27 protein-coding genes and 1 tRNA gene are annotated in these 26,295 nt (G+C 71.0%); 11 read left to right on the forward strand and 17 right to left on the reverse strand.

Features of this window, described 5'->3' with window-relative positions; genetic code table 11:
* The first annotated feature begins 177 nt into the window (after positions 1 to 177).
* The gene (locus ABZ192_RS41165) at positions 178 to 834 is read left to right on the forward strand and encodes an NAD(P)H-binding protein (RefSeq protein ID WP_356929582.1); all 657 of its coding nucleotides are present in this window, start codon (positions 178 to 180) and stop codon (positions 832 to 834) included.
* Positions 835 to 852: 18 nt separating this feature from the next.
* Here ABZ192_RS41165 and ABZ192_RS41170 read toward each other — a convergent pair whose 3' ends face one another.
* The gene (locus ABZ192_RS41170) at positions 853 to 1,065 is read right to left on the reverse strand and encodes a hypothetical protein (RefSeq protein ID WP_356929583.1); all 213 of its coding nucleotides are present in this window, start codon (positions 1,063 to 1,065) and stop codon (positions 853 to 855) included.
* Positions 1,066 to 1,469: 404 nt separating this feature from the next.
* On the opposite strand from ABZ192_RS41170, the gene ABZ192_RS41175 reads away from it, so the two are divergent.
* Together ABZ192_RS41175 and ABZ192_RS41180 are read left to right on the forward strand one after the other, a co-directional pair.
* The gene (locus tag ABZ192_RS41175) at positions 1,470 to 2,153 is read left to right on the forward strand and encodes an HNH endonuclease (protein WP_356929584.1); all 684 of its coding nucleotides are present in this window, start codon (positions 1,470 to 1,472) and stop codon (positions 2,151 to 2,153) included.
* Between the two features lie 92 nt (positions 2,154 to 2,245).
* Positions 2,246 to 2,437 (forward strand): hypothetical protein, encoded by a 192-nt coding sequence (locus ABZ192_RS41180; protein ID WP_356929585.1) that lies wholly within the window; start codon positions 2,246 to 2,248, stop codon positions 2,435 to 2,437.
* On the opposite strand, the gene ABZ192_RS41185 is transcribed toward ABZ192_RS41180, so the two are convergent.
* A complete protein-coding gene (locus ABZ192_RS41185; RefSeq protein ID WP_356929586.1) occupies positions 2,434 to 2,781 on the reverse strand; it encodes a DUF6233 domain-containing protein in 348 nt (115 codons plus the stop codon). The two genes, ABZ192_RS41180 and ABZ192_RS41185, sit on opposite strands and share 4 nt — an antisense overlap.
* A gap of 129 nt (positions 2,782 to 2,910) precedes the next feature.
* Positions 2,911 to 2,992 (reverse strand) — tRNA-Tyr (locus ABZ192_RS41190).
* A gap of 222 nt (positions 2,993 to 3,214) precedes the next feature.
* On the opposite strand from ABZ192_RS41190, the gene ABZ192_RS41195 reads away from it, so the two are divergent.
* A complete protein-coding gene (locus ABZ192_RS41195; RefSeq protein ID WP_086563244.1) occupies positions 3,215 to 3,703 on the forward strand; it encodes a YajQ family cyclic di-GMP-binding protein in 489 nt (162 codons plus the stop codon).
* Between the two features lie 198 nt (positions 3,704 to 3,901).
* On the opposite strand, the gene ABZ192_RS41200 is transcribed toward ABZ192_RS41195, so the two are convergent.
* Positions 3,902 to 4,168, reverse strand: a complete 267-nt coding sequence (locus tag ABZ192_RS41200; protein WP_356929587.1) for a GlsB/YeaQ/YmgE family stress response membrane protein — start codon at positions 4,166 to 4,168, stop codon at positions 3,902 to 3,904.
* A gap of 193 nt (positions 4,169 to 4,361) precedes the next feature.
* On the opposite strand from ABZ192_RS41200, the gene ABZ192_RS41205 reads away from it, so the two are divergent.
* Positions 4,362 to 5,618 (forward strand): APC family permease, encoded by a 1,257-nt coding sequence (locus ABZ192_RS41205; RefSeq protein WP_356929588.1) that lies wholly within the window; start codon positions 4,362 to 4,364, stop codon positions 5,616 to 5,618.
* Positions 5,619 to 5,841: 223 nt separating this feature from the next.
* On the opposite strand, the gene ABZ192_RS41210 is transcribed toward ABZ192_RS41205, so the two are convergent.
* From ABZ192_RS41210 to ABZ192_RS41265, 12 genes are all read right to left on the reverse strand, one after another.
* Complete coding sequence (locus ABZ192_RS41210) at positions 5,842 to 6,234, reverse strand: YccF domain-containing protein (RefSeq protein ID WP_356929589.1); 393 nt, start codon at positions 6,232 to 6,234, stop codon at positions 5,842 to 5,844.
* Positions 6,231 to 7,094 carry a zinc metalloprotease HtpX gene (gene htpX / locus ABZ192_RS41215; protein WP_356929590.1) on the reverse strand — a complete coding sequence of 288 codons (864 nt, stop codon included), beginning with the start codon at positions 7,092 to 7,094 and terminating at the stop codon, positions 6,231 to 6,233. The genes ABZ192_RS41210 and htpX overlap by 4 nt, the downstream gene beginning before the upstream one ends.
* Before the next feature lie 238 nt (positions 7,095 to 7,332).
* The gene (locus ABZ192_RS41220; RefSeq protein ID WP_356929591.1) at positions 7,333 to 8,856 is read right to left on the reverse strand and encodes an NADH-quinone oxidoreductase subunit N; all 1,524 of its coding nucleotides are present in this window, start codon (positions 8,854 to 8,856) and stop codon (positions 7,333 to 7,335) included.
* Positions 8,853 to 10,427, reverse strand: coding sequence for an NADH-quinone oxidoreductase subunit M (locus ABZ192_RS41225; protein ID WP_356929592.1), 1,575 nt, complete (start codon positions 10,425 to 10,427; stop codon positions 8,853 to 8,855). Before ABZ192_RS41225 ends, ABZ192_RS41220 begins: the two co-directional genes overlap by 4 nt.
* Before the next feature lie 6 nt (positions 10,428 to 10,433).
* Complete coding sequence (locus tag ABZ192_RS41230) at positions 10,434 to 12,428, reverse strand: NADH-quinone oxidoreductase subunit L (protein ID WP_356929593.1); 1,995 nt, start codon at positions 12,426 to 12,428, stop codon at positions 10,434 to 10,436.
* Positions 12,425 to 12,823: an NADH-quinone oxidoreductase subunit NuoK gene (gene nuoK, locus ABZ192_RS41235; protein WP_020275039.1), complete on the reverse strand. Its 399-nt coding sequence runs from the start codon at positions 12,821 to 12,823 to the stop codon at positions 12,425 to 12,427. Before nuoK ends, ABZ192_RS41230 begins: the two co-directional genes overlap by 4 nt.
* Positions 12,823 to 13,446 (reverse strand): NADH-quinone oxidoreductase subunit J, encoded by a 624-nt coding sequence (locus ABZ192_RS41240; RefSeq protein WP_356929594.1) that lies wholly within the window; start codon positions 13,444 to 13,446, stop codon positions 12,823 to 12,825. The genes nuoK and ABZ192_RS41240 overlap by 1 nt, the downstream gene beginning before the upstream one ends.
* Positions 13,443 to 14,156 (reverse strand): 4Fe-4S binding protein, encoded by a 714-nt coding sequence (locus tag ABZ192_RS41245; RefSeq protein WP_356929595.1) that lies wholly within the window; start codon positions 14,154 to 14,156, stop codon positions 13,443 to 13,445. Before ABZ192_RS41245 ends, ABZ192_RS41240 begins: the two co-directional genes overlap by 4 nt.
* A gap of 2 nt (positions 14,157 to 14,158) precedes the next feature.
* Entirely contained in the window at positions 14,159 to 15,127 is a 969-nt protein-coding gene (locus ABZ192_RS41250) for a complex I subunit 1 family protein (RefSeq protein ID WP_086563230.1), read from the reverse strand.
* Positions 15,124 to 16,803 carry an NADH-quinone oxidoreductase subunit C gene (locus ABZ192_RS41255; protein ID WP_356929596.1) on the reverse strand — a complete coding sequence of 560 codons (1,680 nt, stop codon included), beginning with the start codon at positions 16,801 to 16,803 and terminating at the stop codon, positions 15,124 to 15,126. The genes ABZ192_RS41250 and ABZ192_RS41255 overlap by 4 nt, the downstream gene beginning before the upstream one ends.
* Entirely contained in the window at positions 16,800 to 17,432 is a 633-nt protein-coding gene (locus tag ABZ192_RS41260; RefSeq protein WP_356929597.1) for an NADH-quinone oxidoreductase subunit B family protein, read from the reverse strand. The genes ABZ192_RS41255 and ABZ192_RS41260 overlap by 4 nt, the downstream gene beginning before the upstream one ends.
* The gene (locus tag ABZ192_RS41265) at positions 17,423 to 17,839 is read right to left on the reverse strand and encodes an NADH-quinone oxidoreductase subunit A (protein WP_356929605.1); all 417 of its coding nucleotides are present in this window, start codon (positions 17,837 to 17,839) and stop codon (positions 17,423 to 17,425) included. Before ABZ192_RS41265 ends, ABZ192_RS41260 begins: the two co-directional genes overlap by 10 nt.
* A gap of 239 nt (positions 17,840 to 18,078) precedes the next feature.
* Between ABZ192_RS41265 and ABZ192_RS41270 the strand changes: the two genes are divergently transcribed.
* The 5 genes from ABZ192_RS41270 (at position 18,079) to ABZ192_RS41290 (ending at position 24,821) form a co-directional block, all read left to right on the forward strand.
* The gene (locus tag ABZ192_RS41270) at positions 18,079 to 19,299 is read left to right on the forward strand and encodes a sensor domain-containing protein (RefSeq protein WP_356929598.1); all 1,221 of its coding nucleotides are present in this window, start codon (positions 18,079 to 18,081) and stop codon (positions 19,297 to 19,299) included.
* A gap of 128 nt (positions 19,300 to 19,427) precedes the next feature.
* Positions 19,428 to 20,789 carry a sensor domain-containing protein gene (locus tag ABZ192_RS41275; protein ID WP_356929599.1) on the forward strand — a complete coding sequence of 454 codons (1,362 nt, stop codon included), beginning with the start codon at positions 19,428 to 19,430 and terminating at the stop codon, positions 20,787 to 20,789.
* 202 nt (positions 20,790 to 20,991) lie between these two features.
* The gene (locus tag ABZ192_RS41280; protein WP_356929600.1) at positions 20,992 to 21,663 is read left to right on the forward strand and encodes a response regulator transcription factor; all 672 of its coding nucleotides are present in this window, start codon (positions 20,992 to 20,994) and stop codon (positions 21,661 to 21,663) included.
* A gap of 157 nt (positions 21,664 to 21,820) precedes the next feature.
* Positions 21,821 to 23,749, forward strand: a complete 1,929-nt coding sequence (locus tag ABZ192_RS41285; RefSeq protein ID WP_356929601.1) for a 2-oxoacid:acceptor oxidoreductase subunit alpha — start codon at positions 21,821 to 21,823, stop codon at positions 23,747 to 23,749.
* The gene (locus ABZ192_RS41290) at positions 23,742 to 24,821 is read left to right on the forward strand and encodes a 2-oxoacid:ferredoxin oxidoreductase subunit beta (protein WP_356929602.1); all 1,080 of its coding nucleotides are present in this window, start codon (positions 23,742 to 23,744) and stop codon (positions 24,819 to 24,821) included. Before ABZ192_RS41285 ends, ABZ192_RS41290 begins: the two co-directional genes overlap by 8 nt.
* A 34-nt stretch (positions 24,822 to 24,855) precedes the next feature.
* On the opposite strand, the gene ABZ192_RS41295 is transcribed toward ABZ192_RS41290, so the two are convergent.
* The gene (locus tag ABZ192_RS41295; protein WP_356929603.1) at positions 24,856 to 25,242 is read right to left on the reverse strand and encodes a helix-turn-helix domain-containing protein; all 387 of its coding nucleotides are present in this window, start codon (positions 25,240 to 25,242) and stop codon (positions 24,856 to 24,858) included.
* A 91-nt stretch (positions 25,243 to 25,333) separates the two neighbouring features.
* Between ABZ192_RS41295 and ABZ192_RS41300 the strand changes: the two genes are divergently transcribed.
* Complete coding sequence (locus tag ABZ192_RS41300; protein WP_356929604.1) at positions 25,334 to 26,188, forward strand: SDR family oxidoreductase; 855 nt, start codon at positions 25,334 to 25,336, stop codon at positions 26,186 to 26,188.
* Positions 26,189 to 26,295: the final 107 nt, after the last annotated feature.

Genomic DNA, 26,295 nt, shown 5'->3' on the forward strand with positions numbered 1-26,295 from the left:
GCTACGACAAACAGCCCGACCGCTACCTCGCCGCCATAACCCTGGCCAGCACACTCATCTGGCTCGATGCGTGATCGATAAGACGCTACCTAGGGCCCGTGGAGAGCGGGGCGTGGGCCGGGGTGTGTGGCTCAAGTCGTGCGGCGGACGGTGCTGTGCGGGCGTACGGTCGAAGGCATGCGTACTGTCATCGCTGGTGGTCATGGTCAGATCGCGTTGCGGCTGGAGCGGCTGCTCGCCGCGCGCGGGGACGAGGTAGCGGGGATCATCCGCAAGGCCGAACAGGCCGACGATCTGCGGGCGGCCGGTGCCGAACCGGTCGTGCTCGACCTGGAGACGGCGTCCGTGGACGAGGTCGCGGAGCGGCTGCGGGGCGCCGACGCGGCGGTGTTCGCGGCGGGCGCGGGCCCGGGCAGCGGGGCGGCCCGCAAGGACACCGTGGACAAAGCCGCGGCGGTCCTCTTCGCGGACGCGGCCGTGACGGCGGGCGTACGGCGCTTCGTGATCGTGTCGTCCATGGGCGCCGACCCGCGGCACGAGGGCGACGAGATCTTCGACGTGTACCTGCGCGCCAAGGGCGAGGCGGACGCGTACGTCAGCGGTCTGGACGCCCTGGACTGGACGATTCTGCGCCCCGGTCAGCTCACCGACGACGCCGGCACCGGCCTCGTGCGCCTGGAGGCGCACACGGGCCGCGGGCCGGTTCCGCGTGACGACGTGGCCGCCGTGCTGGCGGAGCTGGTGGACACGCCCGCGACGGCCGGCCTCACGCTGGAGCTGATCAGCGGGCCGGCTCCGGTGTCCGTGGCGGTGAAGTCGGTGGCGGGGAACTGACGACGCGGGGAACCCGCCCTAGAACAAGGGCAGTTGACCGGGGAAGTCGGGTACCACGTAGCCGTCCAGGGAGGGCTGTTCCGGGCCGGGCCTCGCCTGGCGGCGGGAGCCCGGGCACGAGGTGAGTTCGCCGTGTTCCCGGGCGCCGGGCGGGTCGTGGCGCGCGTACCGCCCGGCGACGACGGCGATCTCGCGACGGCACTCGGGGCAGGTTCTGCGACGGGAGGACATGGGGCCAGTGTGCCGCGCGAGCGGCTCGCGTATGCCTGTGCCCCGCCCCGTGGTCTTTCTCCACCGCACCTCCCCCAGTACAGGTCAGAAGGGCGTTCAGGTTTGTCTTCACACACTGACCAACGGGCGCCCTTCGCCATGGTCGCGACCAGGACACACATCGGACTCATTCATCTAGCTGACAATCGGGCAGTGACACGGACGAGTTGGGGAGCGGGGTGCGACAGCGGAGGTCAGACGGCTGCGTGGCGCGGCAGGACCGGCTGTTCTTCTCCCCGCCGTCAGCCTCCGGCTGACGCCCGGCATGAGCGGCGTCGTTTCTGCATACGGCCGCCGGGTGATCCCCGCGTCGTCCGTCGCGTCCCACCGGCCCGGTCGACAGTCGTTCGCTCATCCTGCTGGGCGTGATCGTTTCCCTGGCACGAGCCTGTGCTGCAGCCCTGCTCGGCACCGCCTGCACCATCGCCCTGTCCTGCCCCGCCCACGCCGCGAAATCCCTGCCGCTGGACCAAGCCGTCGCCGCCCTGCCCCAGGCCGCCGAGTCCCGGGACGGCTACGAGCGCACCAGCTTCACGTGCTGGAACGCCGGCGCCCATCCCGACGACGGCTGCGACACCCGCGCCGAAGTGCTGATGGCCGAGGCGATCGAACCACCGGCCACCGGCCCGGACTGCAAGCTCAAGGGCGGCACCTGGTCGTCCTACTACGACGACCGCAGGATCACCTCCGCCGCGGCCATGGACGTCGACCACATGGTGCCGCTGCCCGAGGCCTGGGACTCCGGCACCTCCCAGTGGACGGCCGCACGCCGCGAGGCCTACGCCAACGACCTCGCCGACCCGCGCTCCCTGGTGGCCGTGTCGGCCGCGGCGCAGCAAGGCCGCCCAGGATCCCGCCCAGTGGCTGCCGCCCAACACCAAGGCCACGTGCCGCTACATCGCCGAATGGACGGCCGTGAAACTGCGCTGGAGCCTCACCGCGGACACGGAGGAACGCGAGTCCCTGACCCGCCTCGCCGAGGCCTGCCCGGACACGGACGTCACGTACACACCGGCGCCGTAGTCGTAGCCGGCTGGTGTCCCGGCTGATGTCTGTCGGGGCACCGGTCGGATGTCGTCCTGGTCCGTGAGGCCCGCCTGAGAAGATGGCGTGGTTCATCACACGAAATGGGGGGGCGAGCATGCTCGTGCTCGTACTGTCGGTCGTCGTCCTGCTCGTCATCGGCGGCTGTGTCTGCGTCTTCTGGGCGGCCCGGGGCGACGCTCCGCGCTGGGCACGAGGTGTGGCCAAGGTGACGCTGCTCGGCAGCGAACTGGCCCGCAGCGCAAGCCGGAAGTCCAGCTCATCGCAGAGCGGCAGCGGGGACGACTAGTCGAGGAATCCCAGCACACTGTCCGGCCGGCACTGGGGGCAGGGCTTGACTCCGTCGGCGAGAGCCCGCCGCGCCTCATCCCGCTCCATCCGCTTCGAGCGCTTTCCCGCGTTCCAGCAATCACCGACGTGCACATACACCGCGTCCCGCCCGGACAGGCCCTGTTCGAGCAACCACGCGGGCGCGGGCGGCCGGGCTTCCATCCCCCGCCGCTGTTCGGCCTCGCGGCGCTCCTCCACCGCGATCCACCGGTCGATCTGGGCGATGGCCGCCTTCGCCTGCTGAACGACCACGCGGCGTGCGAAGCGCAGCAGATCAAGCCGGGAAGGCGGTTCATCGTTCACACGTTCGATTCTATGGACGGGGTACCGCACCGTCATCACCGCCCCGTCCGATGACCGAGCGTCCGACCGCACGACAAAGGGCCCGTGACCTGCTGTGTTCGCAGGTCACGGGCCCTTTGTTTTCCCGTGTGGCGGCGCCAGGATTCGAACCTGGGAAGGCTGAGCCGGCAGATTTACAGTCTGCTCCCTTTGGCCGCTCGGGCACACCGCCGGGGTTGCTGCCCGTCGAACCGCCTTTTCCGGCGGTGCTCCGTGGCAACGACGTAAACAATACCTGATGCCGAGGGGTGCTTCGCTACCCGATTGATCGGCGCCCGCGGGGCGGGGGGTGGCTAGGCTTGTCCGGATGCGGCCCGGGATCTGAACAGGCCCGGCGGCCGCCCACGTACGCCGGTACGCACGATTCGCACCCCGATACAAGGAGCCACAGGACATGGCCGACTCCAGTTTCGACATCGTCTCGAAGGTCGAGCGGCAGGAGGTCGACAACGCACTCAACCAGGCCGCCAAGGAGATCTCGCAGCGCTACGACTTCAAGGGCGTGGGTGCCTCGATCTCGTGGTCCGGCGAGAACATCCTCATGGAGGCGAACTCCGAGGACCGGGTCAAGGCGATCCTCGACGTCTTCCAGTCCAAGCTGATCAAGCGTGGCATCTCACTGAAGGCTCTGGACGCGGGTGAGCCCCAGCTCTCCGGCAAGGAGTACAAGATCTTCGCGTCGATCAAGGAGGGCATCTCCCAGGAGAACGCGAAGAAGGTGGCGAAGACCATCCGCGACGAGGGCCCCAAGGGCGTGAAGGCGCAGGTGCAGGGTGAGGAGCTGCGGGTCAGTTCCAAGAGCCGTGACGACCTTCAGGCCGTCATCGCCCTGCTGAAGGGCAAGGACTTCGACTTCGCCATGCAGTTCGTGAACTACCGGTAGGCCCGGCCGGGTCCGCGGGGCTCCCGGTCCGCGCCGGCCGGCTCCCGGTCTGCACGGGGACGAGGAAGGGTGGGCACCTGCCGGGTGCCCACCCTTCTCGCCTGCCGGGCTGCGGTCGATGGGGCCCCGAGGGGGAGGCGGTGTGGCGTATGCGGCCGCGGGCGGTGGGCGCGTGCCCGCCATGAGCCCTGGGCGCGATCAGTTCCTGGAGTTGCCGAACAGGAGGCGGTAGGCGATCAGGAGGACGAGCGATCCGCCGATCGCCGCGGCCCAGGTCGCGCCGTCGTAGAAGTCCTTGCTGATCGGGTGGTCCATCCAGCGGGCCGATATCCAGCCACCGATGAAGGCGCCCGCGACGCCGATCAGGGTCGTGCCGATGAGGCCGCCCGGGTCGCGCCCCGGCAGAAGGAACTTCGCGATGGCTCCGGCCAACAGTCCCAGGATGATCCAGCTGATGATGGTCATGCCGTGAACCTGCCCTTTCACGCTGTGCCCGCACTGCCCCGGCCGTGTGATCTTGCTCCCGGCGGGCCGTGCTCGTGCGTCGTACGCGGGGCGTTCCGCGTACGACGTCCTTGCCGCGCGCGTTAACGCCGTCTTGGTGGGGAGGACGCCCTGGCGGCGCCCGCCGGTTGCACTGATCAGTAGGGTGCGACGTATGACAGCCTCCGCTTCCGGTCTGCGCCGCACTCTCGGCGTCGGGGACGCCGTCGTCGTCGGGCTCGGCTCGATGGTCGGAGCCGGGATCTTCGCCGCCCTCGCGCCCGCGGCGCACGCGGCCGGCTCGGGACTGCTCCTCGGGCTCGCCGTCGCCGCCGTGGTCGCATACTGCAACGCCATGTCGTCGGCGCGCCTCGCCGCCCTGTATCCGGCCTCGGGCGGGACGTATGTGTACGGGCGTGAGCGGCTCGGGGAGTTCTGGGGGTATCTGGCGGGCTGGTCGTTCGTGGTCGGGAAGACGGCCTCCTGCGCGGCGATGGCGCTCACCGTGGGCACGTACGTCTGGCCGGGGCAGGCGCACGCGGTGGCGGTCGCGGCCGTGGTGGCGCTGACCGCGGTGAACTACGGCGGTGTCCAGAAGTCCGCGTGGCTGACGCGGGTGATCGTGGCGGTGGTCCTGGCTGTCCTCGCTGCCGTGGTGGTCGGGTGTCTGGTGTCGGGTGAGGCCGATGCCGGGCGGCTGGACATCGGGGCCTCGGGCGGTGTGGGCGGTGTGCTTCAGGCGGCCGGTCTGCTGTTCTTCGCGTTCGCCGGGTACGCTCGGATCGCGACCCTCGGTGAGGAGGTACGGGACCCGGCGCGGACCATCCCGCGGGCGATCCCACTGGCGCTGGGCATCGCGCTCGTGGTGTACGCGGGTGTGGCGGTGGCTGTCCTTTCGGTGCTGGGGTCTGACGGTCTCGGGGACGCGACGGCGCCGCTGGCCGACGCGGTGCGGGCGGCCGGGATGCCCTGGCTCGGGCCGGTGGTGCGGGTCGGTGCGGCCGTTGCCGCGCTGGGATCGCTGCTCGCCCTGATCCTGGGCGTCTCGCGGACGACGCTGGCCATGGCCCGGGACCGGCATCTGCCGGGCGCGCTGGCGGCCGTGCATCCGCGTTTCCAGGTGCCGCACCGGGCGGAGCTGGCCGTGGGTGCGGTGGTCGCGGCCCTGGCCGCCACAGTGGACGTCCGGGGTGCGATCGGGTTCTCCTCCTTCGGTGTGCTGGCGTACTACGCCGTGGCCAACGCGTCGGCCTGGACGTTGGATTCGGCGCCGACGGCACGGCTGGTGCCGGTGGTCGGGCTGCTCGGGTGCGCGGTGCTGGCGTTCTCGCTGCCGGGGATTTCGGTGGTCGTGGGCGCGGGTGTGCTGGTGGTGGGGGTGGTTGCCTACGGAGTGCGGCGGAGGGTGCGGGCGAGGGCCGGGAGGGGGTAGGGAGGCTTCCTTCTTGGGCCCGTCAGGGACATCTCACCGGGTCGTCCCCCGGCTCGGGAGGTGAAGTCCCGCGGGCTGGGCTGCTGTTGTGGGCCTGGGCCGTCGCTCGTGTCGGCAAGTGCTGGATCGCGGTCATGGGTTCATGATGCAGGCCGCCGCTGACAGCCGGGCCGGCCTGTGGACAACCCCGGGCCTGTGGACACCAGGCCGCTTTGCCCCGCCGTCAGCGCGTCGCGAACGGCTCGTCCGTCCGCACGATGTCGCGGCCCAGCGGGAGCAGCGAGACCGGGATGAGCTTGAAGTTGGCGACGGCGAGCGGGATGCCGATGATCGTGAGGCACAGCGCGACGCCCGTGACGATGTGACCGAGGGCCAGCCACCAGCCCGCCAGGACCAGCCAGAGCACGTTGCCGACGCAGGACGGCGCGCCCGCGTCGCGGCGCTCGACGGTCGTGTACCCGAAGGGCCACAGGGCGTAGACGCCGATGCGGAAGGCCGCGACGCCGAACGGGAAGCCGATGACGGTGATGCACAGGAGCAGGCCCGCGGCCATGTAACCGAGGAACAGCCAGAAGCCGCTCACGACGAGCCATATGACGTTCAGGACGGTCTTCACGGGTTCCCACCTGCCATCTTCTCGAGCCGGGCGATGCGGTCCGCCATCGGCGGGTGCGTGGAGAACATCTTCGAAAGACCCTGGCCGGGCCGGAACGGGTTCGCGATCATCATGTGGCTGGCGGTCTCGATGCGCGGCTCGGGCGGCAGCGGGAGCTGCTTCGTGCCCAGTTCGAGCTTGCGCAGAGCGCTGGCCAGGGCGAGCGGGTCGCCGGTGAGCTGGGCGCCCGAGGCATCCGCCTGGTACTCCCGGGAGCGGCTGACGGCCAGTTGGATGAGAGAGGCGGCCAGCGGACCCAGGATCATGATCAGCAGCATGCCGAGCAGGCCGGGACCGTCGTCGTCGTCCGAGCGCCCGATCGGGATCAGCCAGGCGAAGTTGACCAGGAACATGATCACGGAGGCGAGGGCGCCGGCGACCGATGAGATGAGGATGTCGCGGTTGTAGACATGGCTGAGCTCGTGGCCGATGACGCCGCGCAGCTCACGCTCGTCCAACAGGCGCAGGATGCCGTCGGTGCAGCACACGGCGGCGTTGCGTGGGTTGCGGCCCGTGGCGAACGCGTTGGGCGCTTCCGTCGGGGAGATGTACAGGCGCGGCATGGGCTGGCGGGCCTGCGTGGAGAGCTCGCGGACCATGCGGTAGAGACCCGGGGCCTCGAACTCGCTCACCGGGCGGGCGCGCATCGCGCGGAGGGCCAGCTTGTCGCTGTTCCAGTACGCGTACGCGTTGGTGGCCAGCGCTACCAGGACGGCGATGACGAGCCCCATGCGGCCGAAGAAGCTGCCGATGACGATGATGAGTGCGGACAGTCCCCCGAGGAGGACTGCTGTCCTGAGCCCGTTGTGCCGGCGGTGCACGGTACGCCCTCCAAGTGGTGCGGCAGGGGGACCCTTGCTTGCTGATCTGCGGTGCCACTGGTGCCGTGATGTCACGTCCAGTGGACCCTCCCGTACTGGTCAACGCCAGGCGGGAGGCACTAGTTCCCTTGTGCGCGCGGCGGCGGGTGTGGACCGTCCGGGTGAACGGCTCCCGGACGCGGCACGCGCGCGTGGAGGGCCGGGTGCCCCACGCGCGCGTGGCGAATGCGCCGGTGGTTCAGAAGAGGGCCGTGTCGGTGAAGCGCAGGACCAACTGGGGTGCGCCGGACAGGGCGATGCCGAGGACTCCGGTCAGCGCGATCGCGGCCGTGAGCGGGGCGGGGACGCGGTGCTTGTCGGGTTCGCCCTCGGGGGCGCGGAAGAGCAGGGCCGTCCACTGAAGGTAGTAGAACAGCGCGATGACGACGTTGACGGCCATGATCACGGCCAGCCAGCCGAGGCCGGCGTCGACGGCCGCCGAGAAGACGGTGACCTTGGCGAAGAGGCCGATGATGCCCGGCGGCAGCCCGGCGAGGCAGAGCAGGAAGAACGCCAGGAGCAGCGCGGACAGCGGGCTCGACGCGTACAGGCCGCGGTAGTCGGAGACGCGGTTGAGCACCTTCGTCCGGCCGACGAGCGCGGCCACGGCGAAGGCGCCGAGGTTCACCGCGCCGTACATCAGGGCGTAGGCGACGGTGGAGCCGATGGACTTCTCGGCGTCCCCGGAGTACGCCGCGGCCGCGATCGGCACCAGGAGGTAGCCGGCCTGACCGACGGACGACCAGGCGAGCAGGCGTACCGCGCTGTACGCGCGCGTGGCCTGCTGGCGCAGGGCGCCGACGTTGCCCACGGTCATGGTGAGTGCGGCCAGGACGGCCAGGGCCGGGCCCCAGACGTGAGCGTACGAGGGGAGGGCGACGACCGTGACGAGGATCAGGCCGCTGAAGCCGACCGCCTTGCCGATGACCGACAGGTAGGCGGCGATGGGCAGGGGCGCCCCCACGTAGGTGTCGGGGACCCAGAAGTGGAAGGGCACGGCGGCCGTCTTGAAGGCGAAGCCGACGAGGGTGAGGACGACGCCGGTCTGGGCGAGCGTGTGGAGCTGTCCGTCGACGTTCTGGATGCGGTCGGCGACCTGGGTGAGGTAGAGGGTGCCCGTGGAGGCGTAGACGAAGCTGATGCCCATGAGGCTGACCGCGGTCGCGGTGACCGAGGACAGGAAGAACTTCAGGGCCGCCTCGGAGGACTTGCGGTCGCCGTACCTGAGGCCGACCAGTGCGAAGGCGGGCAGGGAGGCGACCTCCAGGGCGACGATCAGGGTCGCGAGGTCGCGGGAGGCGGGCAGGAGGGCGGCGCCGGCCGCGGAGGACAGCAGCAGGAACCAGTACTCCCCTTCGGGCAGCTCCTTGCGGGCGTCCTTCAGGGCGGTGACCGACAGGAGGGCGGCGAGGAGGGCGCCGCCGAGGACCAGGAACTGGATGACCAGGGTGAAGCGGTCGGCCGTGTAGCTGCACACGGTGGTGTCGCCGGTCAGGCAGAAGGTGCTGCGGTCGCCGTCCCGGAGGGGCAGCAGCATCAGCGTGGCGGCGGCCAGACCGGCCACGGACGTCCAGCCGAGCAGCGTCTTGCGGTGCTCGGCGACGAACAGGTCGGCGACCAGGACGACGAGGCCGACGACCGCCGCGATGGTGGGCGGCGCGATCGCGAGCCAGTCGACGGACTGGACCAGCGACGCGGCCAGGGGCTGGGCCGGGGAGCTCATCGGGTGCCTCCTGCGAGGAGCTGCTGGACGGCCGGGTCGCTCAGGCCGAGGAGAGCCTTGGGCCACAGGCCCGCGACGACGGTGAGGACGACGAGCGGGGTCCAGGCCGCGAACTCGTAACTGTGGACGTCGGTGAGCTTGGGGGCGTCCTGCGGCAGGGTGCCCATGCACACGCGGCGGACCACGACCAGCAGGTACGCGGCCGTCAGCAGCGTCCCGAACGCGCCGATCGCCATGAACGTGAGGAAGGCGGGACGGCTGAGGCCCTCGGCGGGCTGGAACGCGCCGAACAGGGCCAGCATCTCGCCCCAGAACCCGGCCAGGCCCGGCAGGCCGAGCGAGGCGACCGCTGCGAAGGCGAGCAGGCCGCCGAGGCGCGGGGCCTTGCCGTAGAGCGCGGCTCCGGTCTCCTGGGCGAGGGTGTCGAGGTCGGTGGTGCCGGTGCGGTCCTTCAGGGCGCCGACCAGGAAGAAGAGCAGGCCGGTGATGAGGCCGTGGGCGATGTTGGCGAACAGGGCGCCGTTCACGCCGGTCGGCGTCATCGTCGAGATGCCGAGCAGGACGAAGCCCATGTGGCCGACGGAGGAGTAGGCGATGAGGCGCTTGAGGTCGCCCTTCGCGCCCTGCTTGGCGAGGGCCAGGCAGGCCAGGGATCCGTAGATGATGCCGACGACGGCGAGCGCCGCGAGGTAGGGAGCGAAGGTGCGGAAGCCGTCCGGGGCGATGGGGAGGAGGATCCGGACGAATCCGTACGTACCCATCTTCAGCAGGACACCGGCCAGCAGGACCGATCCGACGGTCGGCGCGGCGGTGTGGGCGTCGGGGAGCCAGCTGTGCAGCGGCCACATCGGCGTCTTGACCGCGAGCCCGATCCCGATCGCCAGAACGGCGATGACCTGCACGGATGTGGTCAGCGACCGCCCGTTGTCAGTGGCGAGTGCCATCATGTCGAACGTGCCCGCCTGGAGCCCGATCAGGAGCAGGCCGAGCAGCATGACCACGGAGCCGAGCAGCGTGTACAGGATGAACCGCCACGCGGCCTGGCTCCGGCCCTCGCCGCCCCAGCGGGCGATGAGGAAGTACATCGGGATGAGGACCATCTCGAAGGCGAGGAAGAACAGCAGAAGGTCGAGGACGGCGAAGGTCGCGAGCGTGCCGGACTCGAGGACGAGCAGCAGCGCGACGAAGGCCTTCGGGCTCGGGCCTTCAGGCATCTTGAAGTACGAGTAGAGCGCGCAGAGGAAGGTCAGCAGCGCGGTCAGGACCAGAAGGGGGAGGGAGATGCCGTCGATGCCGAGGTGGATGCGTACGTCGAGTGCGGGGATCCAGCTGATGTCCGTGCTGGCCTGCATCTTCGACGGCTGGTCGTGGTCGAAGCCGAGCGCGAGGACGATCGCCGCGATGAGGACCGCCCCGGTGACGGTGACGCCGTGCCGGAGCACGGCCTGCTCAGGCGACTTCCCCTTCAGCCCGGGCGGGGCCGGCAGGAGAGCCGCGGCGGCGCCGAGGAGCGGGCCGACGACGACGAATGCCAGAAGGAACTGCATGACGGACTCGTTGATATCGATCACGCCTGCTCACGCTCCCGTGGCGACGAGGACGACGGCGACCGCGAGGACGACGGTGCCGGCGAGCAGCGCGCTCACATAGGTCTGGACGTTGCCGGTCTGGGCGCGCCGTACGGCGGCGCCGAGCCAGCGGGGCAGCGCACCCGCTCCGCGTACGTAGGTCTCGACGACCTCCCGGTCGAGGAACCGGACGAGGCTCGCCCCGGCCTGGACCGGTCGGACGAAAAGGGCGCGGTACAAGGCATCCATGTGGAAGCCGGCGGCCGCGTGGCGGTGCAGCGGGCCGAGCAGGAGCCGTCCGGGGTCGGCGGGGTCGGGCGTGTAGGCGATGTCGCCGTAGGCCGGCTCGTGGGTGGCGATGGCCTCCGCCTCGACCTGGGCGGCGTCGCCCTCCGGGTGGGCCGCGACCGCGCCCAGCGGGACGCGTGCGGTCAGCGCGGTGGTGTGCCGCCAGGCTCCGTAGGTGACGATGCCGCCGACCAGGGCCACACCCGTGCCGAGCACGGAGGTGGTGAGGGTCGGGCTGAGGTCGCGGCCGTCGAACCAGTCGGGCAGCAGGCGGAACGCGAATCCGCCGAGGGCCAGGGACGGGGCGGCGAGCACCCACAGCACGACGGTCATCGTCAGCGGCTGCCGGCCGTGGTCGGGGGCTTCGGCGCCCCGGCCGCGGAAGGCCAGCAGCCACAGGCGCATCGCGTAGGCGGCGGTGAGCACGGCCGTGAGCAGACCGGCGACGAGGATGATCCAGCCCGCAGCAGCGGGGGCGTGCTCGGTGTGTCCGGTGACGACGTGTTCGGCGACGCCGAGGACGGCCTCCTTGGAGAAGAAGCCGCTGAACGGCGGGATCGCGGCGAGCGCGAGCAGCGCCACGGTCATCGTCCAGTAGGCGTCGGGGACGCGGTCGCGCAGGTTCCGCATACGGGACATGGCGGCGAGCGAGTTGGTGCCGGCGGCGTGGATGATCACGCCGGCCGCGAGGAACAGCAGCGCCTTGAAGGCGCCGTGGGACAGGAGGTGGAAGACGGCGGCTCCGCGGTCGCCGACGGCGAGGGCGCCGGTCATGTAGCCGAGCTGACCGATCGTCGAGTAGGCGAGGACGCGCTTGATGTCGTCCTGGGCCAGCGCGGCGAGCGCCGAGCCGGCCATCGTGACGGCGGCCATGACGGCGAGGACGACCATCGCGGCCTGGGAGGCCTCGAAGACCGGGAGGAGACGGGCGATGAAGTAGACACCGGCGGCGACCATCGTCGCGGCGTGGATCAGCGCGGAGACGGGGGTCGGGCCCGCCATCGCGTCGGGGAGCCAGGTGTGCAGCGGGAACTGCGCGGACTTGCCCGCCACGCCCGCCAGGAGCAGCAGGGCGATCAGCGTCGGGTGGTCGAGTCCGCCGCTCGCGACGGTGCTCAGGACCCGGGTGATGCGGAAGGAACCGGCGTCGGCGGCCAGGGCGAACAGGCCGATGAGGAAGGGGACGTCGCCGAGCTTGGTGACCAGGAAGGCCTTGAGGGAGGCGGCGCGGGCCTGAGGGGTCTCCCAGTAGTGGCCGACCAGGAAGTAGGAGCAGATGCCCATGACTTCCCAGCCGACCAGCAGCACGATCAGGTCGCCGGAGTAGACGACCAGGAACATCGCGGAGGTGAACAGGGAGACCAGCGCGGCGTACGAGGGGTAGCGCGGGTCGTCTCGCAGGTAGCCCGTCGAGTAGATCTGCACACAGGAGGCGACCAGGCCGACCAGGACGGCGACGAGGGCGGCGAAACCGTCGATGTGCAGGGCGAGTTCGATCGGGACGGAGCCGGTGGGGGTGAGTTCCGTGGCCGCGTTGACGGCCGCGTCACCGCCCTGCCGCACGGCGACCAGCGCGGCGAGCACCAGGGAGGTGAGCGTCGGCAGGACGGCGAGCGGGCGGACGAAGCCCGGTGCCGTGCGGCCCAGGAGCAGGCCGGCGGCGGCGCCCAGGAACGGAAGGAGGGGGACGAGGACGGCGAGGGTGGTCGTGGTCACGCGGTGGCCTCAGCCTTCTGGGCCTCGCCGGACTGCTCGGCCGTAAGGGCGTCGTGGTCGGTGCCGTCGGGGTCGTGCCGTTCGGCGGTGTCGCGGAGCTTGTCGATGTCCGCGGTGCCGCGGTTGCGGTGGACGGCGAGGACGATCGCCAGGCCGATGCCGATCTCGGCGGCGGCGATGGCGATGGTGAACAGGGTGAGGGCCTGGCCGGAGTGCAGGGTCTCCTCGGCGGTCCTGCTGAGCCAGACGTCGAAGGCGACCAGGTTGAGGTTGACGGCGTTGAGCATCAGCTCGACCGACATCAGGACCAGGATCGCGTTGCGGCGGGCGAGGACGCCGTACAGGCCCGTGCAGAAGAGGAGGGCGGAGAGCACGGCGGGATAGGCGAGGTGCATCAGCGGGTCTCTTCCTTCTCGCTCCGGGGGGCCGGGGTGCTCTCGGCCGCGGTGCTCTCGGCCGCGGTCGCCGACGCGGCCTTCGCCTTGCGGGACAGGACGATCGCGCCGACCAGGGCGGCGAGGAGGAGGACGGAGAGGGCCTCGAAGGGGAGGACCCAGTTCTGGAAGAGGCTCGCGCCGGTGGCCTCGGTGGAGCCGGCGGCGGGGCCGTCCAGGTCGATCCAGGTGGTGCGGAAGGCGTCGACGACGACCCAGACCAGGGCCGCCGCGGCGGCGACCGCCACGGTGAGGGCGGCCCAGCGGTTGCCGGAATCGGCGTCCGGGGAGCGGCCGATGGGGGCCCTGGTGAGCATCAGACCGAACAGGAGGAGGACGACGACGGAACCGACGTAGATGAGGACCTGCACCCAGGCGATGAACTCGGCGGTGAGCAGGAGGTACTCGACGGCCAGGCCGCCGAGGGTGACCACCAGCCACAGGGCGGCGTGCACCAGCTGCCGGGTGGTGACGGTGACGAGCGCGGCGCCGAAGGTGACCAGGCCGACGAGGAGGAAGGCGATCTCGACGCCGGTCGGGGAGAGGAAGCCGTGGGTTTCGGCGGCCGTGGTGAACGCGGTCATTCCCGGCCCTCCTGCCCCGGCTTCGGCTGGTCCGTCTGCCGGGTCGGCTGGTCGGTCTGCCGGGTCGGCTGGTCGGTCTGCGGGGTCGGCTGGTCCGTCTGCTGCTTGGAGTCGCCCTGCGGGCGGGTCGGGCGCTCGGCTGCCCGGGCCTGTTCGTCGGCGTGCGGTTCGGTGGCGGGCGGGGCCTGCTGGGCGGCCAGCTTGTCGGCGGTCTTGCGGGCGGTGACGAGTTCCTTCGGCTCCTCCGCACCGGGGTCGAGGGCCGGCGGGGCCGGGACGGTCCACATCCACTCGCGGAGCTTGTCGCGCTCGTGGGTGAGGTCACGGATGTCTGTCTCGGCGTACTCGAACTCCGGGGACCAGAACAGGGCGTCGAAAGGACAGACCTCGATGCAGATACCGCAGTACATGCACAGGGAGAAGTCGATGGCGAAGCGGTCGAGGACGTTGCGGCTGCGTTCTCGGCCGCCGGGGGTCGCCGCGGGGACCGTCTCCTTGTGGGAGTCGATGTAGATGCACCAGTCGGGGCACTCGCGGGCGCACAGCATGCAGACCGTGCAGTTCTCCTCGAACAGGCCGATCACACCGCGGGTGCGGGGCGGGAGGTCGGGCTGGGCGTCCGGGTACTGCGCGGTGACGGACTTCTTCGTCATCGTGCGGAGGGTGACGGCCAGGCCCTTGGCGAGGCCGGAGCCGGGGATGGGGGCCATGGTTAGTTGATCACCACCTTGACGATGCCGGTGAGGGCGATCTGGGCGAGGGAGAGGGGGACGAGGAGGGTCCAGGACAGTTTCTGGAGCTGGTCCTCGCGCAGGCGGGGGTAGGTGACACGCAGCCAGATGACGAGGAAGGCGAGGACGGCGGTCTTCAGCAGGGTCCAGACCCAGCCGAGTCCGTCGGCGCCCCAGGGGCCGTGCCAGCCGCCCAGGAAGAGGACGGTGGTCAGGCCGCACAGGACGACGATCCCGGCGTACTCGGCGAGGAGGAAGAGGGCGAAGCGGAGGCCGGTGTACTCGGTGTACGCGCCGAAGATGATCTCCGAGTCGGCGACGGGCATGTCGAAGGGCGGGCGCTGCAGTTCGGCGAGGCCGGCCACGAAGAAGACGATCGCGCCGACGATCTGCCAGGGCAGCCACCACCACTCGAAGGCGTCGAGGATGCCGGGGATCGAGACGGTGCCGGCCGCCATCGCCACCGAGGCGGCGGTCAGCAGCATCGGCAGTTCGTAGGCGAGGAGCTGGGCGGCGGTGCGCAGGCCGCCGAGGAGGGAGAACTTGTTCGCGGACGCCCAGCCGGCCATGAGCGAACCGAGGACGCCGACGCCCATGACGGCCAGGACGAAGAAGACACCGGCGTCGATGACCTGGCCGACGGCTCCCTCGTCCGGGCCGATGGGGATGGCGAGCAGGACGAGGAGGTACGGCAGGAGGGCGACGGCGGGGGCCAGTTGGAAGATACGGCGGTCCGCGCCCGCGGGGACGACGTCCTCTTTCTGCGCGAACTTCACGCCGTCGGCGATCAGCTGGGCCCAGCCGTGGAAGCCGCCGGCGTACATGGGGCCGAGGCGGCCCTGCATGTGGGCCATGACCTTGTGTTCGGTCTGCCCGATGATCAAGGGGAAGGTGAGGAAGACGACGAAGACGATCAGGAGTCGCAGGGTGACGTCGAGCACGTCGTTCACCGCGGGCCTCCTGAGGGGTCATCGGGGTTGTCGGTGGGCTGCGGGTCGTTCGCCGGTTCTGAGGATTCGGGGGTGTCCGAGGGTTCAGGGGTGCCGGAGGGCTCAGGACCGGCAGCGGGCTCGGGGGTGTCCGGTGACTCCGAGGTGGTGTTCGGGGTTTCCGGGTCGTCCGACGGCTCGGGAGTCGGCAGCGCGCCGGCCTCGGGGGACGGTTCGGGAGCCGGCTCCTCGAAGGCCGGGCGGGCGTGGTGCCAGGGAGCGTCCGAGCTGCGCGGGGGCCGTGCTGCCCGGCCCGGCCGGCTGTCGCCGGGGCCGGCTTCGGCCCGCTGACTGTCGGAGCCCTCCGAAGCGCTGCGCGCCCGGCGCGGCTCCGCCGAGGCGGCCTGGGTTCCGGGGCCGGCATCCGCAGACTCGGGCTCGGTGACCGGTGGCTGAGAGCCGGTGGCGGGCGCCGCTGATTCGGCTTCGGCCGCCCGGGCTTCGGAACCGGAGGTTGTGGGGTCGAGGCCCGAGGCCGTGGCTTCGGGACCGGGGGTCACCGACTCGGGGCCGGAGGCCGTGTCTCCGGAACCGGAGGTCGCCGACTCGGGACCGGAGGCCGTGTCTCCGGAACCGGAGGTCGCCGACTCGGGACCGGAGGCCGTGTCTCCGGAACCGGAGGTCGCCGACTCGGGACCGGAGGTCGCGGCTGCCCGACCGGAGGTCGTGCCCTCGGTGCTCTCGGAACCGTTGGACGTCTGACTCGCAGAGCCCTCCGCCGCCGAGCGGCTACGGCGCGGCCCCGCCGAAGCCGGAGCAGTCGACTCCCCGGGCGCGGCCTGGCTCGCCGACCCATCCCCCACCGTCCGCGCACCGCGCGGGGCAGCTGCAGACGGAGTCGCCGCATCACCGGCAGCAGCCTGACTGGCCGAACCCTCCGCCGCCGAGCGGCTACGGCGCGGCCCCGCCGAAGCCGGAGCAGCCGACTCCCCGGGCCCGGCCTGGCTCGCCGAACCCTCCCCCGCCGTGCGGGTTCGCCGTGCCGGGCGTTCGCCTGCCGGGCGGGCGGTGCCTCGGGCCGGGCGGTCGGCTGCCGTGCGGCCGGCGCCGCGGGTCGGGGCCGGGGGGAGCTGGCCCTTCAGGGGGCCCCATTCGTTCGGGTCGGGGACGCCGGGCGGAAGCATCTGGCGGCGCTTGGGGCCGCCGTGTTCCGACTCGCCGGGCTCCTTCGCGCCGGGCCAGGCCTTGGCGACGCGGGCGGCCAGGACGAAGTCCTTGCGCAGGGGGTGGCCTTCGAAGTTCTCGGGCAAGAGCAGGTGGTCCAGCGCCGGGTGGCCTTCGAAGGTGATGCCGAACATCTCGTGCGTCTCGCGTTCGTGCCAGGCGGCGCCCGCGTAGACACCGACCGCTGAGGCCAGGGTGGGGGCCTCGTGCGAGACCGTCGTACGCAGGAGGAGGCGGCGGAGCGGGGACAGCGCCGCCACGTGGGCCGTGACGCGAAAGCCCGTGCCCGGTTCGTCGACCGCGCTCAGCCAGTCGAAGTACGTGCAGGTCAGGCGGTCGCGTGCGGTCTCCAGGGCGGAGATCCAGGCCGCCGGCGGCACGTCGACCGTCAGGACCTCGTACGACTCCTCGGCCGTGGCGTCCGTGCCGAAGAGTTCCTCGGCGTCGGCGGGGAGCCAGCCGACCGCGGTCATCGTCCCTCCCCCGGCGTCGAGTCGGTGCCCGGGGCGGGGGCCGGCGGCTGCACCAGACCGCTCTGCAGCGCCGCTGCCGAAGGACGGGCGGCACCGCTTCCGTACCGCTCCCCCAGCGACTCGCGGGCGATCTTCTCCTGGAGCTTGAGGATGCCCTGGAGCAGTGCCTCGGGGCGGGGCGGGCAGCCGGGGACGTAGACGTCGACGGGGATGATCTGGTCGACGCCCTTGGTGACGGAGTACGAGTCCCAATAGGGGCCGCCGCAGTTGCTGCACGCGCCGAAGGAGATGACGTATTTCGGCTCCGGCATCTGCTCGTAGAGGCGTTTCACCGCCGGGGCCATCTTGTCCGTGACCGTGCCGGACACCACCATCAGGTCGGCCTGGCGCGGGCCCGGCGCGAAGGGGATCACGCCGAGCCGGATGAAGTCGTGGCGGGCCATCGACGCGGCGATGAACTCGATCGCGCAGCAGGCGAGGCCGAAGTTGAAGACCCAGAGCGAGTAGCGGCGGCCCCAGTTGAGGATCACCTTCATCGGCTCGGGTGCGAGACGCGCCAGGGCGCCGAGCCGCTTCGGCTCGGGAAGCAGCACGGGCTCGGGCTCGGTGCCGGCGGGGGTCACGTCCATGCCAGGACGCCCTTCTTGTATGCGTAGAGCAGGCCCACGGCCAGGAAGCCGAGGAAGATGAACATTTCCACCAGGGTCGTCGCGCCGTAGCCGGGGGCTGCGAAGACGGTCGCCCAGGGGAACAGGAAGATCGAGTCGACGGCGAAGATCACGTACAGGAACGCGTAGACGTAGTAGCGGACCTGGGTGTGGGCCCAGCCCTCGCCGACGGGGTCGACGCCGCACTCGTACGTCAGGAGCTTCTCGGGTGTGGGGACCACGGGCCGCAGCAGGCGGCCGGCCCCGAAGGCGACGGCGACGAACAGCACGCCGACGACGGCGAGCAGTCCGACGACCGAATAGGACTGGAAGTAGTCCGCCGCGACGACGGTCGGTTCCGGCACGTCCGTCCCTCGCTCCCTGAAAATCGGACTGGATCCTGCGACGGATCCGCGGCTCCGGGGCACGGCCGGGAACAACGGACGCCGCCGTTCGACGAACAACGGATGCCGCCGTTCGACGATCTGTACGCACGGGAGTCTAGGCCCTGATAAAGGCAGGGTAAGCGGCCCGTCACGCCCTGGCATGCGGGGGTGGGGTTTACCTCAGTTGATCCTGGCGGTCTGCCTCATGGCGCGGGTGCCCGCCGCCGGGCACGCTAACGCATATGACCGAACGCATCCCGCCCTTGGGCACCAGCGCGGCCCCGACGGCGGCCGGGCCGGACGACCGCCCGCCGCCGCCCCGTTTCGCCTACGACCGGCACACCTGGAAGGAGATCGTGCATCTCCTGGCGAACCTTCCGGTGGCACTGGTCGGCTTCACCTATGTCGTGACGGCGATGTTCACGAGCTTCGGGCTGACGGTCACGGTGATCGGGTTCCCGCTCCTCGCGGCCGCGCTCGGCGGCGCTCGGCTGCTGGGCCGGATGGAGCGGGCGAGGGCCAGGGCGCTGCTCGGGGTCCGGGTGGACGAGCCGAGCCGGCTGCCGCTGCGCGGCCGGGGCGGCTTCCTCCAGAAGCTGTGGATGTCGCTGAAGGACCCGGTGGGCTGGCGCACGGTGCTGTACGAGTTCATACGGCTGCCGTGGGGTGTCCTCACCTTCGTCACCACGCTGACCTCGCTGTTCGTGCTGTGGCCGGTACTGCCGTTCATCGCGCGGGGCCTGACCAACGCCGACCGGGCCATGGTGCGCGGGCTGCTGTCGCCCTCCGACGAGCTGGAGCGGCGCATCGCCGAGCTGGAGTCGGACCGGGGCGTCGTGGTCGACACGGCGGCGGCTGATCTGCGGCGCATCGAACGGGACCTGCACGACGGGGCGCAGGCCCGGCTGGTCAACCTGGCCATGGGGCTGGGCCTGGCCAAGGAGAAGGTGCTGGAGGACCCCGACGCGGCGGCGGCGATGGTCGAGGAGGCGCACGGCGAGGTGAAGCTGGCGCTCCAGGAGCTGCGCGACCTGGCCCGCGGCATCCACCCGGCGGTCCTGACCGACCGCGGCCTGGACGCGGCCCTGTCCGCGGTCTCCTCGCGCTGCACGGTGCCGGTCAAGGTGACGGTCGACCTGCCGGCGCGGCCGGCGGCGGCCATCGAGGGCATCGCCTACTTCACCGTCTCGGAGTTGCTGCAGAACGTCAGCAAGCACAGCGCGGCGAAGGCGGCGTCGGTGGATGTGTGGCGGACGAACGACCGGCTGCTCATCCAGGTGTGGGACGACGGCCGCGGGGGCGCGAGCCTCGACGGCGGTACGGGGATGCGGGGCCTGGCCGAGCGGCTGGACGCCGTCGACGGGCTGTTCGTCCTGGAGTCCCCCGAGGGCGGCCCGACGACGGTCACGGCGGAACTGCCCTGGCGCGACCGCACGGACGACTCCGGCTCCGGTACCCCCTGAGCGGCGCTCTGAGGTAGGGAAAACCCCCCGTCCAAGACGCCGACGGACTCCATGGTCCGCCGACCTGCGGCGGACCAGGGTGGAGGTACGGGAAGACAGCCGCAGGACGAGGGAGAAGGACGACGCCGATGGCCACGGAGTACGGACAGGGATACGGGCTCGACGGCAGGCCAGGGTTCCCCGGGAGCACCGAGCGGCCGCACCGTCTGCCGGCCGCGCTGCGGGCGCCGGTCGAGGGCCGCACCTGGCGGGAGCTCGGATATGTGCTGCTGAGCCTGCCGATCAGCATCCTGCTGTTCACCTACGCGGTCACGATGGTGTCGCTGGGGGCGGGACTGCTGGTGACGTTCCTCGGCATACCGGTGCTGGCGGCGGGGCTCGCGGGGTGCCGTGGCCTCGGGGCGCTGGAGCGGGGGCGGGCGCGGGCGCTGCTGGACCTGGACGTGGCCGGCCCGGAGCCGCTGCGGTTCAAGAAGCCGGGCGCGATGGCGTGGATGGGGGCCGTCCTCAAGAGCGGCGCCTCGTGGCGGGCGCTGCTGTACGCGGTGCTGCACCTGCCGTGGGCGGTGTTCTCGTTCGTCGTCGCCGTGAACCTCTGGGTGCTGGGCTGGGCGCTGCTGACGTACCCGCTGTGGTTCTGGGTGTTCCCGATGTACGCCGGGCAGGACGGGATCCAGCTGTACGGCGACGAGACGCACCGGGTCTATCTGGACAACCCCTTCGAGATCACGGTGACCGCGCTGGTCGGTCTGCTGCTGACGATCGCCACGCCGTGGATCGTCCGGGCGCTGACGATGGTGGACCGGCTGCTGGTGCACGGGCTGCTCGGGCCGTCCCGCCTGGCCTCACGGGTGGTGGAGCTGGAGTCGGACCGGGGGGTCGTGGTCGACACGGCGGCGGCGGACCTGCGGCGCATCGAACGGGACCTGCACGACGGGGCGCAGGCCCGGCTGGTGGCCCTGGCCATGGATCTGGGGATGGCGAAGGAGAAGCTCCACGAGGACCCGGAGACGGCCGCGCGGATGGTGGACGAGGCACACGGCGAGGTGAAGACGGCGCTCCAGGAGCTGCGCGACCTGGCCCGCGGCATCCACCCGGCCGTGCTGACCGACCGCGGCCTGGACGCGGCCCTGTCCGCGGTCTCCTCACGCTGCACGGTGCCGGTGCAGGTCGAGGTCGACCTGGCGGAGCGGCCGGCGCCGGCGATCGAGGGGATCGCGTACTTCACGGTGTCGGAGCTGCTCCAGAACGTCAGCAAGCACGCGCGGGCGACCCGGGCGGGCGTCGAGGTGTGGCGGACGGAGAACCGGCTGATGCTCCAGGTCGTGGACAACGGCGCGGGCGGGGCCGACGTGTCCCAGGGCTCCGGTCTCGCGGGGCTGGCGGAGCGGCTCGACGCGGTGGACGGCATCCTGGTGGTGGACTCGCCGGTGGGCGGGCCGACCCGGGTGACCGCGGAGTTGCCGTGGCGGGGCGCGCACGTGAGGTGACGTCCGGCCGCCCCCCCATCGGCTCCTCCCCACCCCCCGTCGGCTCCCCCACCGCCCCCCAACCGGTCGGATCGGTCGGACAACGAGCCGGTCCACCCCCATCCGGCGCCCGTTCCTGAAATGCTGGACCCGTCGCACGGGTGGGCGCGGAGCCGTTGTGGGCTGCGGACGGGCGGCGTCGGGCTGTGGGGGGCCGAACATCGTGGAGGACAGGGTGCGGGTGGTCATCGCCGAGGATTCAGTGCTGCTCAGGGAGGGCCTGACCCGGTTGCTGACCGACCGGGGGCACGAAGTGGTCGCCGGGGTCGGTGACGGCGTGGCGCTGATCAAGACCATCACGGAGCTGGACACGCAGGGCGAGCTGCCCGACGTCGTGGTCGCCGATGTGCGGATGCCGCCGACGCACACCGACGAGGGCGTGCGGGCGGCGGTGCAGCTGCGCAAGGCGCACCCGGGGCTCGGCGTGCTGGTGCTGTCGCAGTACGTGGAGGAGCGCTACGCCACGGAGCTGCTCGCGGGATCCAGCCGGGGCGTCGGCTATCTGCTGAAGGACCGGGTGGCCGAGGTACGGGAGTTCGTGGACGCGGTGGTGCGGGTGGCCGAGGGCGGTACGGCCCTCGACCCGGAGGTCGTCGCGCAGTTGCTGGGCCGCAGCCGCAAGCAGGACGTGCTGGCGGGGCTGACCCCGCGGGAGCGGGAGGTGCTGGGGCTGATGGCCGAGGGCCGGACGAACTCGGCCATCGCCCGGCAGCTCGTGGTCAGCGACGGAGCGGTCGAGAAGCACGTCAGCAACATCTTCCTGAAGCTGGGGCTCTCCCAGAGCGAGGGGGATCACCGCCGGGTGCTGGCCGTGCTGACCTACCTCAATTCGTGAAACTCCTGACATGCAGGTCAGGCCGCTCGATCGTCTCAAAGTCGTGTCCAACATGCGAATGACCCGAAGAAGGCGACCCTTACGGTCGTAGTGTTGATCCTGGGAACGCCTGCGGGAAGGCCTTCCCGGACAGCCGCCTCGAGGGAGGTCCAGTTCAGTGACCAGCCAGGTCAGTAGCCCAGCGGAGCAGGCCGACGAAACTGTCGTAGGAGAGCAGCGCAAAGCGGCGGGCACGAAGGACGTTCGCCGCCTCGACCGGGTGATCATCAGGTTCGCGGGGGACTCGGGTGACGGCATGCAGCTCACCGGTGACCGTTTCACCTCGGAGACCGCGTCGTTCGGCAACGACCTGTCGACGCTGCCGAACTTCCCGGCCGAGATCAGGGCGCCCGCCGGGACCCTGCCGGGTGTGTCGTCCTTCCAGCTGCACTTCGCCGACCACGACATCCTCACGCCCGGTGACGCGCCGAACGTGCTGGTGGCGATGAACCCGGCCGCGCTGAAGGCCAACATCGGCGACCTGCCGCGCGGTGCCGAGGTGATCGTCAACACGGACGAGTTCACCAAGCGGGCGATGCAGAAGGTCGGCTACGACACCAGTCCGCTGGAGGACGGGTCGCTGGACGGCTACCACGTCCACCCCGTGCCGCTGACCACGCTCACCGTGGAGGCGCTGAAGGAGTTCGACCTCAGCCGCAAGGAGGCCGAGCGCAGCAAGAACATGTTCGCGCTGGGCCTGCTGAGCTGGATGTACCACCGGCCCACCGAGGGCACGGAGAGATTCCTGAAGTCGAAGTTCGCGAAGAAGCCCGACATCGCGGCGGCCAACATCGCCGCGTTCCGGGCCGGCTGGAACTTCGGCGAGACCACCGAGGACTTCGCCGTCTCCTACGAGGTCGCCCCTGCGGCCACGGCGTTCCCGCCCGGCGTCTACCGCAACATCTCCGGCAACCTCGCCCTGTCGTACGGCCTGATCGCCGCGAGCCGGCAGGCGGATCTGCCGCTGTACCTGGGGTCGTACCCGATCACGCCGGCGTCGGACATCCTGCACGAGCTGAGCAAGCACAAGAACTTCGGAGTGCGGACCTTCCAGGCCGAGGACGAGATCGCCGGTATCGGGGCGGCGCTGGGCGCGGCCTTCGGCGGTTCGCTGGCCGTGACGACGACGAGCGGCCCGGGTGTGGCGCTGAAGTCGGAGACGATCGGTCTGGCCGTCTCACTGGAGCTGCCGCTGCTGATCGTGGACATCCAGCGCGGTGGCCCGTCGACCGGTCTTCCCACCAAGACCGAGCAGGCGGACCTGCTCCAGGCGATGTACGGGCGCAACGGCGAGGCCCCGGTCCCGGTGGTCGCGCCCCGTACGCCGGCGGACTGCTTCGACGCCGCGCTGGAGGCGGCCCGGATCGCGCTGACGTACCGCACGCCGGTGTTCCTCCTCTCCGACGGTTATCTGGCCAACGGCTCCGAGCCGTGGCGCATCCCGGATCTGGAGGAGCTGCCGGACCTGCGGGTGCAGTTCGCGCAGGGGCCGAACCACACGCTCGACGACGGCGCGGAGGTGTTCTGGCCGTACAAGCGCGACCCGCAGACACTCGCCCGGCCGTGGGCGATCCCGGGCACGCCGGGCCTGGAGCACCGGATCGGCGGCATCGAGAAGGAGGACGGCACGGGCAACATCTCCTACGCCCCGGCCAACCACGACTTCATGGTGCGCACCCGGCAGGCGAAGGTGGACGGCATCGACGTCCCGGACGTCGAGGTGGACGACCCGGACGGTGCCCGGACGCTGGTCCTCGGCTGGGGCTCGACGTACGGGCCGATCACGGCCGCGGTGCGGCGGCTGCGCCGGACCGGGGAGTCGATCGCGCAGGCGCATCTGCGCCACCTCAATCCCTTCCCGAAGAACCTCGGCACGGTCCTCGGGCGTTACGACAAGGTGGTGATCCCCGAGATGAACCTCGGGCAGCTCGCCACGCTCATCCGGGCGAAGTACCTGGTGGACGCCCGCTCGTACAACCAGGTCAACGGTATGCCGTTCAAGGCGGAGCAGCTCGCCGCGGCTCTGAAGGAGGCCATCGATGGCTGAGACGTCCACGCACGGCACGGGCACCATCGAAGCGCTTTCCCTCGTCCCCAAGGCCGAGGGCAGGCAGTCGATGAAGGACTTCAAGTCCGATCAGGAAGTGCGCTGGTGCCCTGGCTGCGGCGACTACGCCATCCTCGCCGCGGTGCAGGGCTTCATGCCCGAGCTGGGGCTGGCGAAGGAGAACATCGTCTTCGTCTCGGGCATCGGCTGCTCCTCCCGATTCCCGTATTACATGAACACCTACGGGATGCACTCCATCCACGGCCGCGCCCCGGCCATCGCCACGGGTCTGGCGAGTTCCCGCCGCGACCTGTCGGTGTGGGTCGTCACGGGTGACGGTGACGCGCTGTCCATCGGCGGCAACCACCTGATCCACGCGCTGCGCCGCAACGTCAACCTCAAGATCCTGCTGTTCAACAACCGGATCTACGGTCTGACCAAGGGCCAGTACTCGCCGACCTCCGAGGTCGGCAAGATCACCAAGTCGACGCCGATGGGCTCGCTGGACGCGCCCTTCAACCCGGTGTCGCTGGCGATCGGCGCGGAGGCGTCCTTCGTGGCGCGGACGGTCGACTCCGACCGCAAGCACCTGACGGAGGTGCTGCGCCAGGCCTCCGCCCACCAGGGCACGGCCCTGATCGAGATCTACCAGAACTGCAACATCTTCAACGACGGCGCCTTCGACGCCCTGAAGGACAAGCAGCAGGCCGAGGAGGCCGTGATCCGGCTGGAGCACGGCAAGCCGATCCGCTTCGGCAGCGACCTGGCCAAGGGTGTCGTCCGGGACCCGGTGACGGGGGATCTGAAGGTGGTGGCGGTGACGCCGGACAACGAGGACCAGGTGCTCGTCCACGACGCGCACGCCGCGTCCCCGACCACGGCGTTCGCGCTGTCCCGGCTCGCCGACCCGGACACCCTGCACCACACGCCGATCGGTGTCCTGCGCTCCGTCGACCGGCCCGTCTACGACACGCAGATGGCCGACCAGCTGGACCACGCGATCGAGCAGCACGGCAAGGGCGACCTGGCGGCGCTGCTGGCGGGCGGCGACACCTGGACGGTCGTCGGCTGAGCACGCCCCTCGGGGATCGAGGCCCGGGACCGTCTCAGGACGCGGCCCGGGCCTCGTCGTATGCCCGGCGGGCCTTGTCCACGTCGTCCATGCGCCGACGCGTCCATTCGGAGAGGGCCCGCACCTGCTCGGCGGCCTCGCGGCCCAGGTCGGTGAGGGAGTAGTCGACGCGGGGCGGGATCACGGGCTTGGCGTCGCGGTGGACGAGGCCGTCGCGCTCCAGGGTCTGGAGCGTCTGCGTGAGCATCTTCTCGCTGACGCCCCGGCCCCCGTAGCCGCTGATCGCCCGGCGCAGCTCGCTGAACCGGTGCGGGCGGTCCAGGAGCTCGCTCAGCACGAGCACGCCCCAGCGGCTGGTGACGTGCTCCAGCACCAGCCGGTACGGGCACAGGGCCTCGGCGTCGCCGTTACTTACTGCCATGCCAGTACCTTACTTCAAAGTGGGTACTTTCCAAGAGTTAGCGCCACTCGTAGGGTTAGTGCCATCGCACCCCACAAGGAGAGTCGCCCTCATGAGCATCATCGTCACCGGAGCCACCGGAAACCTCGGCCGTCACGTCGTGGAGCAGCTGCTGGAGAAGGTCCCCGCCGAGCAGATCACCGCGGTCGTCCGCAACGCGGAGAAGGCCGCCGATTTCGCGGAGCGCGGTGTGAGGATCGCGCTGGCCGACTACAACGCCCCGGCGTCCTTCGACGGGCTGTTCTCCGCCGGTGACAAGGTGCTGCTGGTCTCCGGCAACGAGTTCGACAAGGGGCGTGTGCAGCAGCACAAGGTCGTCATCGACGCCGCCAAGGCGGCCGGTGTCGCCCTGCTCGCCTACACCAGCGCCCCGGGCACGCTGACCGCCGCGCTCGCCGACGACCACCGCGGCACCGAGGAACTGCTCCTGGACTCCGGCGTGCCCTACACGCTGCTGCGCAACGGCTGGTACCACGAGAACTACACCGAGAACCTCGCCCCGGTGCTGGAGCACAACGCGGTCCTGGCCGCCGCCGGTGAGGGCAAGGTCTCCTCCGCCGCCCGCGCCGACTACGCCGCTGCCGCCGTCGCCGTGCTGACCGGCGAGGGGCACGAGAACAAGACGTACGAGCTGGGCGGCGACACCGCGTGGAGCTTCGCCGAGTACGCGGCCGAGCTGAGCCGTCAGACCGGCAAGGAGATCACCTACAACGCGGTCTCGACCGACGTCCTCACCGGGATCCTGACCGGCGCCGGACTGCCCGAGCCGCTGGCACAGACGCTCGCGGGCGTGGACGCCTCCATCGAGAAGGGCGAGCTGGTCGTCTCCACCGGCGACCTCTCCCGGCTGACCGGCCGCCCGACCACCCCGTTCTCCGAGGCCATCACCGCGGCACTCAAGGGCTGAACTCCCCCGGCGGGCCCTAGGCCGTGTCCGCAAAGTGGTTGGCGCGTTGGTCTGTGCGTGGTGCGTCGTCATGAGCTGACCGATGAGTCGTGGGCGGTGATCGAGCC

The sequence above is a fragment of the Streptomyces sp. NPDC006235 genome, from assembly GCF_040613735.1.
In the GTDB taxonomy this organism is placed as follows: domain Bacteria; phylum Actinomycetota; class Actinomycetes; order Streptomycetales; family Streptomycetaceae; genus Streptomyces.

Bases quoted from the DNA above. Each gene is read 5' to 3' on its own strand.
- ABZ192_RS41165 (WP_356929582.1), top strand. From the start codon at position 178: ATGCGTACTGTCATCGCTGGTGGTCATGGTCAGATCGCGTTGCGGCTG.
- ABZ192_RS41170 (WP_356929583.1), bottom strand. From the start codon at position 1,065: ATGTCCTCCCGTCGCAGAACCTGCCCCGAGTGCCGTCGCGAGATCGCC.
- ABZ192_RS41180 (WP_356929585.1), top strand. From the start codon at position 2,246: ATGCTCGTGCTCGTACTGTCGGTCGTCGTCCTGCTCGTCATCGGCGGC.
- ABZ192_RS41195 (WP_086563244.1), top strand. From the start codon at position 3,215: ATGGCCGACTCCAGTTTCGACATCGTCTCGAAGGTCGAGCGGCAGGAG.
- ABZ192_RS41200 (WP_356929587.1), bottom strand. From the start codon at position 4,168: ATGACCATCATCAGCTGGATCATCCTGGGACTGTTGGCCGGAGCCATC.
- ABZ192_RS41205 (WP_356929588.1), top strand. From the start codon at position 4,362: ATGACAGCCTCCGCTTCCGGTCTGCGCCGCACTCTCGGCGTCGGGGAC.
- ABZ192_RS41220 (WP_356929591.1), bottom strand. From the start codon at position 8,856: ATGAGCTCCCCGGCCCAGCCCCTGGCCGCGTCGCTGGTCCAGTCCGTC.
- nuoK (WP_020275039.1), bottom strand. From the start codon at position 12,823: ATGCACCTCGCCTATCCCGCCGTGCTCTCCGCCCTCCTCTTCTGCACG.
- ABZ192_RS41240 (WP_356929594.1), bottom strand. From the start codon at position 13,446: ATGACCGCGTTCACCACGGCCGCCGAAACCCACGGCTTCCTCTCCCCG.
- ABZ192_RS41245 (WP_356929595.1), bottom strand. From the start codon at position 14,156: ATGGCCCCCATCCCCGGCTCCGGCCTCGCCAAGGGCCTGGCCGTCACC.
- ABZ192_RS41255 (WP_356929596.1), bottom strand. From the start codon at position 16,803: ATGACCGCGGTCGGCTGGCTCCCCGCCGACGCCGAGGAACTCTTCGGC.
- ABZ192_RS41260 (WP_356929597.1), bottom strand. From the start codon at position 17,432: ATGGACGTGACCCCCGCCGGCACCGAGCCCGAGCCCGTGCTGCTTCCC.
- ABZ192_RS41270 (WP_356929598.1), top strand. From the start codon at position 18,079: ATGACCGAACGCATCCCGCCCTTGGGCACCAGCGCGGCCCCGACGGCG.
- ABZ192_RS41275 (WP_356929599.1), top strand. From the start codon at position 19,428: ATGGCCACGGAGTACGGACAGGGATACGGGCTCGACGGCAGGCCAGGG.
- ABZ192_RS41290 (WP_356929602.1), top strand. From the start codon at position 23,742: ATGGCTGAGACGTCCACGCACGGCACGGGCACCATCGAAGCGCTTTCC.
- ABZ192_RS41295 (WP_356929603.1), bottom strand. From the start codon at position 25,242: ATGGCAGTAAGTAACGGCGACGCCGAGGCCCTGTGCCCGTACCGGCTG.
- ABZ192_RS41300 (WP_356929604.1), top strand. From the start codon at position 25,334: ATGAGCATCATCGTCACCGGAGCCACCGGAAACCTCGGCCGTCACGTC.